This window comes from Motilibacter peucedani (genome assembly GCF_003634695.1).
Lineage (GTDB): Bacteria > Actinomycetota > Actinomycetes > Motilibacterales > Motilibacteraceae > Motilibacter > Motilibacter peucedani.
This window is the reverse complement of sequence record NZ_RBWV01000010.1, coordinates 296,722-310,246: the sequence shown is the minus strand read 5'-3', so window position 1 is coordinate 310,246 and position 13,525 is coordinate 296,722. Positions and strand designations below refer to the sequence as shown.

Annotated in this window: 8 protein-coding genes, 1 tRNA gene, 3 rRNA genes and 1 riboswitch; of the genes, 3 read left to right on the top strand and 9 right to left on the bottom strand. The window is 68.8% G+C overall.

Translation table 11 applies throughout. The annotated features are described in order from the left end of the window. Positions 1–98: 98 nt before the first annotated feature. The 3 genes from CLV35_RS06240 to CLV35_RS06230 all read right to left on the bottom strand — a co-directional run bounded on the left by CLV35_RS06240 (position 99) and on the right by CLV35_RS06230 (position 2,827). Complete coding sequence (locus CLV35_RS06240; protein WP_183061782.1) at positions 99–1,829, bottom strand: SpoIIE family protein phosphatase; 1,731 nt, start codon at positions 1,827–1,829, stop codon at positions 99–101. A gap of 200 nt (positions 1,830–2,029) precedes the next feature. Beyond that, positions 2,030–2,431: a universal stress protein gene (locus CLV35_RS06235; protein ID WP_121192598.1), complete on the bottom strand. Its 402-nt coding sequence runs from the start codon at positions 2,429–2,431 to the stop codon at positions 2,030–2,032. Between the two features lie 135 nt (positions 2,432–2,566). Then, positions 2,567–2,827 (bottom strand): DUF3072 domain-containing protein, encoded by a 261-nt coding sequence (locus CLV35_RS06230; protein ID WP_121192597.1) that lies wholly within the window; start codon positions 2,825–2,827, stop codon positions 2,567–2,569. A gap of 126 nt (positions 2,828–2,953) precedes the next feature. Then, positions 2,954–3,149: riboswitch (cyclic di-AMP (ydaO/yuaA leader) on the top strand. 2 nt (positions 3,150–3,151) lie between these two features. Between CLV35_RS06230 and CLV35_RS20760 the strand changes: the two genes are divergently transcribed. Beyond that, on the top strand, positions 3,152–3,913 hold the full coding sequence (locus tag CLV35_RS20760; protein ID WP_269203886.1) for a transglycosylase family protein: 762 nt from the start codon (positions 3,152–3,154) through the stop codon (positions 3,911–3,913). 167 nt (positions 3,914–4,080) lie between these two features. Here CLV35_RS20760 and CLV35_RS06220 read toward each other — a convergent pair whose 3' ends face one another. After that, positions 4,081–5,358, bottom strand: a complete 1,278-nt coding sequence (locus tag CLV35_RS06220) for a CehA/McbA family metallohydrolase (RefSeq protein WP_121192596.1) — start codon at positions 5,356–5,358, stop codon at positions 4,081–4,083. An 81-nt stretch (positions 5,359–5,439) separates the two neighbouring features. Then, positions 5,440–5,832, bottom strand: a complete 393-nt coding sequence (locus tag CLV35_RS06215; protein WP_183061780.1) for a DUF2267 domain-containing protein — start codon at positions 5,830–5,832, stop codon at positions 5,440–5,442. Between the two features lie 175 nt (positions 5,833–6,007). Here CLV35_RS06215 and CLV35_RS06210 point away from each other — a divergent pair, with 175 nt between their 5' ends. Together CLV35_RS06210 and CLV35_RS06205 are read left to right on the top strand one after the other, a co-directional pair. Next, positions 6,008–6,979 (top strand): sigma-70 family RNA polymerase sigma factor, encoded by a 972-nt coding sequence (locus tag CLV35_RS06210; protein WP_231121548.1) that lies wholly within the window; start codon positions 6,008–6,010, stop codon positions 6,977–6,979. Positions 6,980–7,037: 58 nt separating this feature from the next. After that, complete coding sequence (locus CLV35_RS06205; protein ID WP_231121547.1) at positions 7,038–7,532, top strand: DUF456 domain-containing protein; 495 nt, start codon at positions 7,038–7,040, stop codon at positions 7,530–7,532. Positions 7,533–7,646: 114 nt separating this feature from the next. Here CLV35_RS06205 and rrf read toward each other — a convergent pair. The 4 genes from rrf to CLV35_RS06185 all read right to left on the bottom strand — a co-directional run bounded on the left by rrf (position 7,647) and on the right by CLV35_RS06185 (position 13,515). Continuing rightward, a 5S ribosomal RNA gene (gene rrf, locus CLV35_RS06200) occupies positions 7,647–7,763 on the bottom strand. A gap of 160 nt (positions 7,764–7,923) precedes the next feature. Further along, positions 7,924–11,030: ribosomal RNA gene (locus tag CLV35_RS06195) — 23S ribosomal RNA — on the bottom strand. A 409-nt stretch (positions 11,031–11,439) separates the two neighbouring features. Next, positions 11,440–12,956, bottom strand: a 16S ribosomal RNA gene (locus CLV35_RS06190). Together the 16S, 23S and 5S rRNA genes with 1 tRNA gene alongside form the textbook arrangement of a ribosomal RNA operon. A gap of 486 nt (positions 12,957–13,442) precedes the next feature. Continuing rightward, a tRNA-Trp gene (locus CLV35_RS06185) sits at positions 13,443–13,515 on the bottom strand. Positions 13,516–13,525: the final 10 nt, after the last annotated feature.

Sequence of the window (13,525 nt, the reverse complement as noted above, 5' to 3'; positions counted from 1 at the left end):
GCGGGTCAGGCCGGGATCCCAGCCACGTTACCCGTCCCTGTTCGATCGTGGCGGGCTCCGCCTGAGCAGTTCGGCCCGGTCGCGACCCGGACACCGCCCTAGACGCGGATGCCCAGCAGCGTCACGTCGTCCCGACGGGCGGTGAGCGGCACCCCGGCACCGACGACGGTCTCGAGCAGCCGGTCGAGCAGGACGCCGGGCTCGGGCGCCACCTCCGCAGGTCGTCGGCCCACGCGGCCGCGCGGCACCACGGGCGGGCGCGCGTCGGGCCCGTAGACCGTCGACACGCCGCGCACGAGGTCGTCGAGGCCTGCACCGATCCCGCCCTCGCGGGTCTCGACCAGTCCGTCGGAGAAGACGACGAGACTGTCGCCGGGGTCCAGCTGGAGGGTCTGCTCGACGCGCGGCTCCGGCATGCCCAGGGGCATCGAGCCCTCGACGATCGGGCGCAGGCGAGGAGCCCCCTCGGCCGGCACGAGCAGCACGGGCGGGTGGCCGGCCGAGGTGGCGACGACCTCACGGGTCGCCGGGTCGACGACGGCGTAGACGAGGGTGACGATCTGGTCGACGTCCTCGGTGGCGGTGAAGACGCGGTCGAGCCCGGAGAGCACCGAGGCCGGCGACTCGTCGGTGAACGCCAGCGCGCGCAGGGCGGAGCGGACCCGGCCCATGCCGGCCGCCGCTCGTACGCCCTTGCCCATCACGTCGCCGAGGACGAAGGCCAGCCGGCCGCCGGGGAGGACGAACGCGTCGTACCAGTCGCCGCCTACGCTCGCCGCGCCGCTGGCGCGCAGGGTGCTCAGCGTCGCCGGCAGGTAGCGAGCCGCCAGCGTGAGACCGGGGACCGCGGGGAGGCGGTCGGGCAGCAGGCTGCCCTGGAGCTCCTCGGCGGTGCTGTGCTCGCGGTCGTAGAGCAGCGCCCGCTCGACGGCGATGGCCGACTGCGTGGCGACCGCCTCGAGCGAGACCCGCTCCTCGGGCGGCAGCACGCGGGCCTCGCCGAACGCCACGCGCATCACGCCGAGGACGCCGGCGGCGGTGCTGAGCGGCAGCCAGGCCCAGCTGCGCTCGCCGGCCGACTGGAGCCCGGGCCCGACGGCCGCCGGGTCGAGCCCGACCTCGGCGAGCCCGTCGAGCGAGGCGACGTAGACGGGGCGACCGGTGCGCATGGCCTGGGCGGTGGGCGTGGTGGCGTCGGCGTCGACCCGCAGCGGCACGCGGCGCGCGCCCATCACGGGCATGCCCGGGCCGGAGATGTAGGCCAGCTGGTCGGCCTCGACCAGGGCGAGCCCCGCCCCCAGCGCGCCGAAGCCGTCCCGGAGCTCCTCGGTGACCACTGAGGTGACCTGCTCGAGGGTGAGCGCCTGCGCCAGCCGGGTCGTGACGGCGAGCAGGCGCTCGCCGCGGCGGTAGGCGGCGCGCAGCGCGTCCTCGGTCTGGCGGCGGGCGGTCACGTCGGAGACGAAGACGGCGACGCCGACCACCTCGGAGCGGGAGCGGACCGGGAACCACTGCGACTGCCAGCGGGTCTGCACGCCGTCGGCGCTGGTGCCGACGAAGTCGTCGTCGTGGATGCTCGCGCCGTCGACGAGCACCCGGCGCAGCACGGCCTCGACCGCCTCGCCGAGGTCGCCCAGCACCTCCGAGGGCCGGCGTCCCAGGTGCTCGGCGACGGTCAGCCCGTTGGCGAGCGCGAGCACGCGGTTGATGCGGCGGTAGCGCAGGTCGGCGTCGTAGAGCGCGAACCCGAGCGGCGCCTCGCGCACGAGGGTGTCGAGCAGGGCCGCGTCGGTCGCGTCGAACACCGCCTCGACGTCAGCGCCCTCCACGGAGCTCCCTACGGGGCTTCCTGGAGGCGTCGCCTCGGGTGCGGCCGCCGAGGGAGGGGGCGCAGGAGCGTGCCCAGCCACGGCCTACCTGCCTCTCTCCGTGCGACCTTGCTGCTGCTGGCACTCACGCTAGCGGCAGGGCGCGGTCACGGTCAGCGTTTCGGCACGAGTCGGACTCGTCCGGCCCAGGGAGGTCTCGGTCAGCGGTCGTCCTCGCCCGCCTTGACGGCGAGGACCGGGCACGGGGCGTCGAGCAGGATGCGCTGGGCGTTGCTGCCGAGGATCAGCTTGCCGACCGGGGTGCGCCGGCGCAGCCCGATGACGATGACGTCGGCCTGCACCTCCTCGGCGATGGCGATGAGGTCCTCGGAGGCGTCCTGCCCGCGCACGAGCTGCCGGACCTCGTAGTCGATGCCCGCCTGCTGCAGCGCCGCGCCGACCGCGCTCAGCTCGCGCTCGTAGTCGGCCAGGCCGTCGGCGGAGGCGTCGCGCACCGAGCTGACGACGACCAGGCGCTCGCGGCGGCTCTGGGCGTCCTCGGCGGCCCGGCGCAGCGCGGCCCGGCCCTCGGGCTTGGGCACGTAGCCGACCACGATCGTCACTGCCGGACCTCCTGCTCGTCGACCGCCAGCGCGCCGACCGCGCCACCGTGGGTGGCGCCCGCCTGGCTGGCGGGGGGTCGGCGGCGCTGGTCGGGGTGGCGCTGGCTCGCGCCAACGCTACCGGTCGGCGCCCGCTCAGCCCCGGCCCGTCTGCTCCTGGAGCCGGTCGATCTCCTCGCTGGCCTCGGCCTTGGTCAGTCCCTCGGGCGCCGGCTCCCCCGCCTCGCGGGCCAGCGTCGCCAGGTAGCTCTCCTGGGGGCCGGTCGACGGCTCGTCGCCCGTCACCCAGTCGCTGGGGTCCTTCTCCGCGGAGCGCCCGCTCCCGCTGGTCGTGCTCCCCGTCGTCTCGTCGGTCGTGCCGGTCGTGCCGGTCGTGGTGTCGTCCTGCTCACTCATGCCCCCTCGACTACCCCCTGCCCAGGCGTGCGCAACCCTCCGCGGGCGCCGCGCCGCGGGTCGGGGTCTGGACGTGCGTACGCGTCGCCCCGTATCCTCGGACGGCCCGGACTCTGGTCCGGGTCCCCCGTGCAAGCGCCGAGTCCTGCCCGGCACGGGGTCCACGTCCTCGGGCAGGAGCGGGGGAACCATTCCGCGGGCGCCCTGACCTGGGCCGAGCGCCGAGCGTCACCGGGGCGTCCTTGGGGTGAAGCCGCCTACCAGCGGCCGGGAGACTCCATCCCGAACCCGACAGCTCACCTCGCAGGCGCACGGAGAACTCGCGTGACGCTCTCGCGTACCCTGCGGCCCTACGCCGGCCGCCACCGCCGTCCTGCCCCGCCCAGCGCCGCCGTCCCGCGCGCTGCCGTCGCCATCGCCGGGCTCGGCGTCACAGGGGCCGCGTTCACGGCGACGGCCACCAGCGCGTCGGCCGCGCCCGCCTCGACCAACGCGTCGGGCAGCTCGTCCCACGGCCGCACCGTCGCCCACCGCACCCCGGTCCTCGTCTTCGGCGCCCACGGCCCGGCCGTGCGCAGCCTGCAGGCCCGGCTCGGCCTCGACGCGGTCAACGGCCGCTTCGGCGTCCAGACCCGCGCCGCGGTGCGCGCCTTCCAGACCCGCCACGGGCTGCACTCCACCGGCGTGGTCGACAAGCTGACCTGGCGCGCCCTGCCCGCCGCGAAGGCGATCAGCAAGCCGGTCGCCGCCACGAAGGCCACGACCTCGCGCACCAAGGCGTCGACGACGCGCACGAAGGTCTCGAGCAAGCGGGTGTCCCGCTCCGACGCGCGCGTCTCCGACAGCGTCGAGGGCCTCAACTGGTCGGCGCTCGCGCGCTGCGAGGCCGGCGGCAACCCCCGCGCCTACAACGCGGCCGGCTACTACGGCCTCTACCAGTTCAGCATCGGCACCTGGCACGGCGTCGGCGGCAGCGGCACCCCCTCCTCGGCCAGCGCCGAGGAGCAGACCTACCGCGCCCAGCTGCTCTACGCGCGCCGCGGCTCGAGCCCGTGGCCGACCTGCGGCCGGCTGCTCTACAGCTGACCCCCTCGCGCCCGTCGCGGCGCGTCCGGCACGACGACGGCGCGGCACCCCTCGGGGGTGCCGCGCCGTCGTGCTGAGCAGCCCCGGGCGCGTGTCCGAAGCCACCGCGACGTCCGCGCAGGTCAGCGCGGCGGCGTTCGGACACACCTGGCGCCCGGCGGCGTCGGCTAGGCGCGGCCCGCCCACCACGGACTGGCGTAGGCGACGGCGAGCGCGTTGGCGGCGTGCCCGCGCGGCCCGGGCGTGCGGTTGGCGGCGTCGGGGTCGGCCAGGCGCAGCACGACCCAGTCGGGGCGCCCGGCGGGCGGAGGGTCGCCGAGCTCGGCCTCGCAGTCGACGGGCTCGCCGCAGCGGACCGCGACCTCGGCCGCTACGCGCGGCACGTCGTCGTCGGCGCCGGGTCGCAGGAGCTGGGCGACGAGCTCGCGCCCGGCCCACGCCGGCCCGCGGTCGACGTCGAGCTCCAGCCGCGCCGCTCGTGGCGGCGAGGGGAGCTCCGAGCCGATGCGTACGCCGTCGAGCGCCGCGTCGAGGCGCAGCCCCGACAGCCGGGTGGCGAAGAACCGGCGGGCGCGCAGCGCCTCCGCCACGCCGGCCCGGCTGTGCTCGTGCACCCAGAGCCCGCCGCGGCCGCGGCCCTCGGCCGAGCCCCAGGTGCGGCCGTGCTCGTCGGTGACGCCGAGCAGCCCCGGGCGCCAACCGGCGTCGAGAGCCGCGAGCAGCGGCGAGGGGCGCCCCTCGGCCCAGCCCTCGAACAGGTAGTCGTCGCCCCGGTTGAACATCTCCATGGACACGACCCGGTCGGCCAGGCGGGCGTCGTAGCGGAAGCCGTCGAAGCGCCCGGGCTCGCGGCCCGGGTGGTTGAGCCCCGCGAGCGCCGGCGTGCCGGCGGGACCGGGGGCGGAGCGCTCGGCCAGCCAGTCGAACAGGTGCCTCGTGCCGCCGAGCTCCTGCACGTCGGTCCAGTCCTCGGAGAACCAGACGTTGACGTGGCCCAGCCACGGCTCGGTCCACTCGAAGCCGCGCACGGCGGTGAACTCGCCGGGCGAGTCCTGCTCGTCGGCCAGCCGCCCGGTCCGCGCCCATCCCGCCGCGTCGATGCTGCGCGGCGCCATGGTCCAGCGGGCCACGGCCTCGGCGTTGTCGCGGGTGCGTTCCGGGATGTCGAACCCGGGGGCGACCGAGGCGTGGTCGGTGAGCGCCGCCACGTCGAGACCGGCCGCGCGCATCGCCGCGAAGGCGTCCTCGGGGCTGCCGGCGCCGTCGGAGAGCAGCGTGTGGTTGTGCAGGTCGGCGTGCACGAGGACGGTGCCGGCGCTGCCCGGCAGCCGCGGCGCGCGCTCGGCGCCCTCGGCGCCGTGCAGGTCGGCCCCTGGCCCCTGGGCCACCGCGAGGGTCGGCCGGCCGCCGGCGACGATCAGCCCGGAGGCGGAGTACGAGCTCACGCGGGGAACCTACGCGGTCGGGCCGACCCCGCCCGCACGTGGGTCGGCGCGAGGCGGGTGGGTGCGCCGGGTGCGCGGCTGCTAGCGCCGGCCGCGCGCGACGAGGTCGCGGACGTCCTCGGGCAGCACGCCGCGCGCCCGCTGGGCGAGGCCGCCACCGGTCTCGACGTCGACGACGCGGAACACCGTACGGGCCACGGAGGCCGCGCGCAGGGCGTCGATGCTGGCGCGCTCGGCCAGCAGGGCCACGAAGTCGTCGGCGAGCGGGGCGTCCTTGCCCAACGGGTGGCCCGCGCCGTCGCGCACGTGCGCAGCGAGGTCGGGCGGGAGCCGCTCGGCCAGCGTGGCCGCGACGGTGTCGGGCACCCGCTCCCCCAGCGCGCAGAGGGTGATGCTGGTCGCGCGCGCAGCGTCGTCGGCCGAGGCCAGTCGGGCCCGTGTCTGGACCAGTCGGGTCAGCTGTTCGTAGCGCACTGCGCACCCCCGTCGTTCGGTTGCCCGCAGGTCTACCCCGCACCTGGGAAGCACACACACGCCGGAGACACACGTTCACAGCGAGTCACAAGGTTGGCGCGGAAGCAGACAGGGCCGGTTGTGCGTTGAAGAAGACGTTATGACAACGCAGACAGCGACACTCCAGCCAGCCACCGTGGCACCGGTCAGCGAGGACAGCACCCTCGAGCCGGCCCCCGGTGCCGACCTCGACCAGGCAGCACCCACCTCGGACCTGGTCCGACTCTACCTCGACGACATCGGACGCACGGCGCTGCTCACGGCGGCCGACGAGGTCGAGCTGTCGCAGCGCATCGAAGCCGGCCTCTACGCCGCGCACCTGCTCGCCGAGGGCGAGACCGACGGGCACGACGCGGCCGAGCTCCGCTCGCTGGTCCGTGACGGCGAGCGTGCCAAGGACCAGATGCTGCGGGCGAACCTGCGGCTCGTGGTCTCGGTCGCCAAGAAGCACGCCCACCGCGGACTGCCGTTCCTCGACGTCGTCCAGGAGGGCAACCTCGGGCTCGTGCGCGCCGTCGAGAAGTTCGACTACCGCAAGGGCTACAAGTTCTCCACCTACGCGACCTGGTGGATCCGTCAGGCGATCGGTCGAGGGCTCGCCGAGCAGGCCCGCACGATCCGGCTGCCCGTCCACGTGCACGAGCAGATCGGCAAGCTGACCCGAGCGCTGCGGGAGCTCTCGAGCACGCTCGAGCGCGACCCCACCGACGAGGAGCTGGCCGAGGTGCTCGGCTGGAAGCTGCCCGACGTGACGAACCTGCGCCGCGTCAGCCGCGAAGCCATCAGCCTCGACACCCCGGTGGGCGACGAGGCCGACACCAGCGTGGGTGAGCTGGTCGTCGACACCGACGCGGTGAGCGCCTCCGAGGCCTTCGAGCACCGGGCGCTGCTGAGCGACCTGCAGTCGGCGCTCGACCAGCTGCCGGAGCGCGAGGCGACCATCGTGCGCATGCGCTACGGCCTCTACGACGGCCGTCCGCACACCCTGGACGAGATCGGCCGCGCTCTGGGTCTCACCCGCGAGCGCATCCGCCAGCTCGAGAAGGAGGCGATGAGCAAGCTGCGCTCGCCCGCCGCCACTGTCGGCCTGCTCGCCTGGGCCAGCTAGCAGCAGACCCGCAGCACCCCACGAGGGCCAGCACGCCGCACGCGGCATGCTGGCCCTCGTGCCTTCCTCCACCCTCGCCGTCCTCGTCGCCCTGCTGATGCTCGTCGGGCTGGCGGGCGTCCTCGTGCCTGGCCTGCCGGGCCTGCTGCTGATCGCCGCTGCGGTGGTGCTGTGGGCGGTGCTGGACGACAGCGGCGGTGGGCGGTGGGTCGTGTGCGCCGTCGTGCTCGCGGTCCTGGTCGCCGGCACGTTGGCGAAGTACGCGGTGCCCTCCCGCTCGCTGCGCGAGACCGGTGCGCCGCGGCGCACGATGCTGGTCGGCGTCGTCTGCGCGGTCGTCGGCTTCTTCGTGGTGCCGGTGGTGGGCCTCGTCGTCGGCTTCGTGCTCGGGGTCTTCGTCGCCGAGCTGGCACGGGTCGGTACGGCGGCCGGCGCCTGGGCGTCGACGTGGGCGACGCTGAAGGGCATCGGGCTCGGCATGCTGCTCGAGCTGACGGCCGGCGTCCTGGCCGTGGCCACCTGGGCCGGCGGCGCCCTGGCGCTGCACCTGTGAGGCCTGCGACTCCCAGCGCGTGACAGCGCCTGGGGGGCCGCGTGGCTAGAAAGCCCTGGAAACGCTTGTAGGGGTGTCACCGGTGGTCGGTGGCACCCCTACAAGGGAATGGTTGTTCGGCGGTGTCCTACTCTCCCACCCGCTGGCGCGGGCAGTACCATCGGCGCTGGAGGGCTTAGCTTCCGGGTTCGGGATGGGACCGGGCGTTTCCCCTCCGCTATGACCGCCGTAACTCTACGAGACCCACACACCCTCCCCACATCCCCCTGTCACGGGGGCGGGGCGGGTCTGTGTGGTGGTGTCTCAGAACCGGGTAGTGGTTGCGGGCGCAGTCCATGCTTCACAAGCTCGTGTGGCAGGGCGTGATGATGTGCGTGTGTGCTCGTTCGAGGTAGTCAAGCCCTCGGCCTATTAGTACCGGTCCGCTACACACCTTGCAGTGCTTCCACGTCCGGCCTATCAACCCAGTGGTCTGCTGGGGGCCTTACCCCCTCGAAGGGGTGGGAGACCTCATCTTGAAGCAGGCTTCCCGCTTAGATGCTTTCAGCGGTTATCCCTTCCGAACGTAGCCAACCAGCCATGCACCTGGCGGTACAACTGGCACACCAGAGGTTCGTCCGTCCCGGTCCTCTCGTACTAGGGACAGCCCTTCACAAGTCTCCAACGCGCGCAGCGGATAGGGACCGAACTGTCTCACGACGTTCTAAACCCAGCTCGCGTACCGCTTTAATGGGCGAACAGCCCAACCCTTGGGACCTACTCCAGCCCCAGGATGCGACGAGCCGACATCGAGGTGCCAAACCTTGCCGTCGATATGGACTCTTGGGCAAGATCAGCCTGTTATCCCCGGGGTACCTTTTATCCGTTGAGCGACGGCGCTTCCACAAGCCACCGCCGGATCACTAGTCCCAGCTTTCGCTCCTGCTCGACCTGTCGGTCTCACAGTCAAGCCCCCTTGTGCACTTGCACTCGACACCTGGTTGCCGACCAGGCTGAGGGAACCTTTGGGCGCCTCCGTTACCTTTTGGGAGGCAACCGCCCCAGTTAAACTACCCACCAGACACTGTCCCTGACCCGGATCACGGGCCCAAGTTAGACAGCCAGCACGACCAGAGTGGTATTTCAACGTCGCCTCCACCCGAACTGGCGTCCGGGCTTCACAGGCTCCCACCTATCCTACACAAGCCGAGCCGACCACCAATATCAAGCTGTAGTGAAGGTCCCGGGGTCTTTCCGTCCTGCTGCGCGTAACGAGCATCTTTACTCGTAGTGCAATTTCGCCGAGTCCGTGGTCGAGACAGCTGAGAAGTCGTTACGCCATTCGTGCAGGTCGGAACTTACCCGACAAGGAATTTCGCTACCTTAGGATGGTTATAGTTACCACCGCCGTTTACTGGCGCTTAAGTTCTCAGCTTCGCCCCGAAGAGCTAACCGGTCCCCTTAACGTTCCAGCACCGGGCAGGCGTCAGTCCGTATACATCGTCTTGCGACTTGGCACGGACCTGTGTTTTTAGTAAACAGTCGCTTCTCACTGGTCTCTGCGGCCCCACCCAGCTCAAGACGCAAGGCCTATCACCAGACGAGGCCCCCCTTCTCCCGAAGTTACGGGGGCATTTTGCCGAGTTCCTTGACCACGGTTCGCTCGATCGCCTTGGTATTCTCTACCTGACCACCTGTGTCGGTTTGGGGTACGGGCCGCCGTGACACTCACTAGAGGCTTTTCTAGGCAGCATAGGATCACCCACTTCGCCACAATCGGCTCGGCATCAGATCTCAGGCTCAGTGCGCGGCGGATTTACCTACCGCACGCCCTACATCCTTACCCCGGGACAACCATCGCCCGGGATGGGCTACCTTCCTGCGTCACCCCATCGCTTGCCTACTACCAGATCGGGTCACCGTCCGCCCGCGCATCACCCGAAGGATCCACACGTTGAGAGGGCTTAGCATCACTGGATTCAGCATGGGCGCATCACAGCGGGTACGGGAATATCAACCCGTTATCCATCGACTACGCCTGTCGGCCTCGCCTTAGGCCCCGACTCACCCTGGGCGGAACAGCCTGGCCCAGGAACCCTTGGTCATCCGGCGGAAGGGATTCTCACCCTTCTTTCGCTACTCATGCCTGAATTCTCACTCGTGCCGCGTCCACAGCTACCTTCCAGCGCTGCTTCACCCACGGCACGACGCTCCCCTACCCATCCCCGCCCCTGAACACATACATGCTGGGGTTAACACGGGAATGCCACAGCTTCGGCGGCGCGCTTGAGCCCCGCTACATTGTCGGCGCGGAATCACTTGACCAGTGAGCTATTACGCACTCTTTCAAGGGTGGCTGCTTCTAAGCCAACCTCCTGGTTGTCTGTGCGACTCCACATCCTTTCCCACTTAGCGCGCGCTTAGGGGCCTTAGCTGGTGGTCTGGGCTGTTTCCCTCTCGACGACGAATCTTATCACCCGCCGTCTCACTGCCGCGCTTGAACTTACCGGCATTCGGAGTTTGGCTAACTTCAGTAACCTTGTAGGGCCCCTAGGCTATCCAGTAGCTCTACCTCCGGCAAGAAACACGCGACGCTGCACCTAAATGCATTTCGGGGAGAACCAGCTATCACGGAGTTTGATTGGCCTTTCACCCCTACCCACAGGTCATCCCCCAGGTTTTCAACCCTGGTGGGTTCGGGCCTCCACGCGGTCTTACCCGCGCTTCACCCTGCCCATGGGTAGATCACTCCGCTTCGGGTCTAGAACGTGCGACTACAGACGCCCTATTCGGACTCGCTTTCGCTCCGGCTTCCCCACACGGGTTAACCTCGCCACACGCCGCTAACTCTCAGGCTCATTCTTCAAAAGGCACGCCGTCACACCAACAAGGATGCTCCGACGGCTTGTAGGCACACGGTTTCAGGTACTCTTTCACTCCCCTCCCGGGGTACTTTTCACCTTTCCCTCACGGTACTAGTCCGCTATCGGTCACCAGGAAGTATTTAGGCTTACCAGGTGGTCCTGGCAGATTCACACGAGATTTCTCGGGCCCCGTGCTACTCGGGGACACGTCCCACACGCGCCGCTGGACTTTCGCCTACAGGGGTCTCACCTTCTACGCCGGCCCTTCCCAGAGCCTTCGACTACCCCAACGGACAACGCGCGCCGACACGGCAGCATCGACACAGACACGCCCCACAACCCCGCCCCCGCAACCCCTGCCGGGTATCCCACGGGAACGGTTTAGCCTCATCCGCTTTCGCTCGCCACTACTCACGGAATCACTGTTGTTTTCTCTTCCTGCGGGTACTGAGATGTTTCACTTCCCCGCGTTCCCTCCAACCGCCCTATATATTCAGGCGGAGGTGACAGCACATGACTGCTGCCGGGTTCCCCCATTCGGACATCCTCGGATCAACGCTCGGTTGGCAGCTCCCCGAGGCTTAACGCAGCCTCCCACGTCCTTCATCGGCTCCTGGTGCCAAGGCATCCACCGTGCGCCCTTAACAACTTGACCACATCGAACGAACACAGACACACACCACGAAAACCACACCACAAAAACAGTAAAGATGAATCGCTCGCAACCACTATCCAGTTCTCAAACACCACCCGGCACCCACCAACCCGACACACCCACCCACCCCCACGACGAGGACGGTATGCGATGCAGCCGATGGACCGGCCAGAAGAAACCAGCACCCCCACCACCCCGCCGAAGCAGGGCCACAGAGGCCGCTCGTTCCCTCAGGACCCAACAGCGTGCCGCCCACCCCCGCACCAGACACAGCCGGCACCGGGAAGGACTACTTCGAGGACTCGTTCCACCCATGAGCACCACCACGGACACGTACGGCCCGCGCGTGGCTCCTGACCCCCCACCCTCACCAACCGGTGAGCGTGACTAAGAGGTAGGTGCTCCTTAGAAAGGAGGTGATCCAGCCGCACCTTCCGGTACGGCTACCTTGTTACGACTTCGTCCCAATCGCCAGTCCCACCTTCGACAGCTCCCTCCCTTGCGGGTTAGGCCACCGGCTTCGGGTGTTACCGACTTTCGTGACGTGACGGGCGGTGTGTACAAGGCCCGGGAACGTATTCACCGCAGCGTTGCTGATCTGCGATTACTAGCGACTCCGACTTCACGGGGTCGAGTTGCAGACCCCGATCCGAACTGAGACCGGCTTTTTGGGATTCGCTCCACCTCACGGTATCGCAGCCCTTTGTACCGGCCATTGTAGCATGTGTGCAGCCCAAGACATAAGGGGCATGATGACTTGACGTCATCCCCACCTTCCTCCGAGTTGACCCCGGCAGTCTCCCATGAGTCCCCAACTGAATGCTGGCAACATGGGACGAGGGTTGCGCTCGTTGCGGGACTTAACCCAACATCTCACGACACGAGCTGACGACAGCCATGCACCACCTGTCCACGACCCCGAAGGACACCACATCTCTGCGGCTTTTCCGTGGATGTCAAGCCTTGGTAAGGTTCTTCGCGTTGCGTCGAATTAAGCCACATGCTCCGCCGCTTGTGCGGGCCCCCGTCAATTCCTTTGAGTTTTAGCCTTGCGGCCGTACTCCCCAGGCGGGGCGCTTAATGCGTTAGCTACGGCACAGAGAACGTGGAATGCTCCCCACACCTAGCGCCCAACGTTTACGGCGTGGACTACCAGGGTATCTAATCCTGTTCGCTCCCCACGCTTTCGCTCCTCAGCGTCGGTACCGGCCCAGAGACCCGCCTTCGCCACCGGTGTTCCTCCTGATATCTGCGCATTTCACCGCTACACCAGGAATTCCAGTCTCCCCTGCCGGACCCTAGCAAGCCCGTATCGAATGCAGACCCGGGGTTAAGCCCCGGGCTTTCACACCCGACGTGACCCGCCACCTACGAGCTCTTTACGCCCAATAATTCCGGACAACGCTTGCACCCTACGTATTACCGCGGCTGCTGGCACGTAGTTAGCCGGTGCTTCTTCTGCGCCTACCGTCACTTTCGCTTCTTCGGCGCTGAAAGAGGTTTACAACCCGAAGGCCTTCATCCCCCACGCGGCGTCGCTGCGTCAGGCTTCCGCCCATTGCGCAAGATTCCCCACTGCTGCCTCCCGTAGGAGTCTGGGCCGTGTCTCAGTCCCAGTGTGGCCGGTCACCCTCTCAGGCCGGCTACCCGTCGTCGCCTTGGTAGGCCACAACCCCACCAACAAGCTGATAGGCCGCGAGCCCATCTCCAGCCGATAAATCTTTCCACCCCCCACCATGCGGCGAGAAGTCATATCCGGTATTAGCCCCGGTTTCCCGGAGTTATCCCGAAGCTAGAGGCAGGTTGCTCACGTGTTACTCACCCGTTCGCCGCTGATCCCCCACCGAAGCAGGTTCACCGCTCGACTTGCATGTGTTAAGCACGCCGCCAGCGTTCGTCCTGAGCCAGGATCAAACTCTCCAACAAAGAACCTAGAAAACTAGGACTCTCGAAGCAGAGCAAACGCCAGCCACCACACGACCCGCGTAGACCGTGCGGCAACCAACAAAAACCACATCACCACCCCACACCCCCCGAAGAGAGCGCGAGACATGACGAGGAAAAAACATATGGCAAATCCTCGAAAAACACGCTGTTGAGTTCTCAAGAAACGAACGCGCTCGAAGCTTCGGCCTTTCGGCCTCAGTCTCGGGGCTTGTTGTGTGCGTGGTCTACTCTAGCAGACCCTGCGTTGCGCCTTTCCCGCCAGACCGGCCGCTCGGAGAAGACCCCGATCCGTCCGTTCCTCTCGCGAGGCACGAGGAGAAAACTTACGGCTCTGCCGGACCCTTGTCAAGTCCGGCCTCCCGGGGCCTGCCGACACCTCCTCGACGGTCGACGAGGCCTCCCCGACCAGCGGGTGCCTCGACGACCGAGGAGCTCCGGCGTACCGGAGCCCAGGAGGTGTCGGAGCAGGGGCGACAGGACTTGAACCTGCAACCTGCGGTTTTGGAGACCGCTGCTCTGCCAGTTGAGCTACGCCCCTACGCACGCAG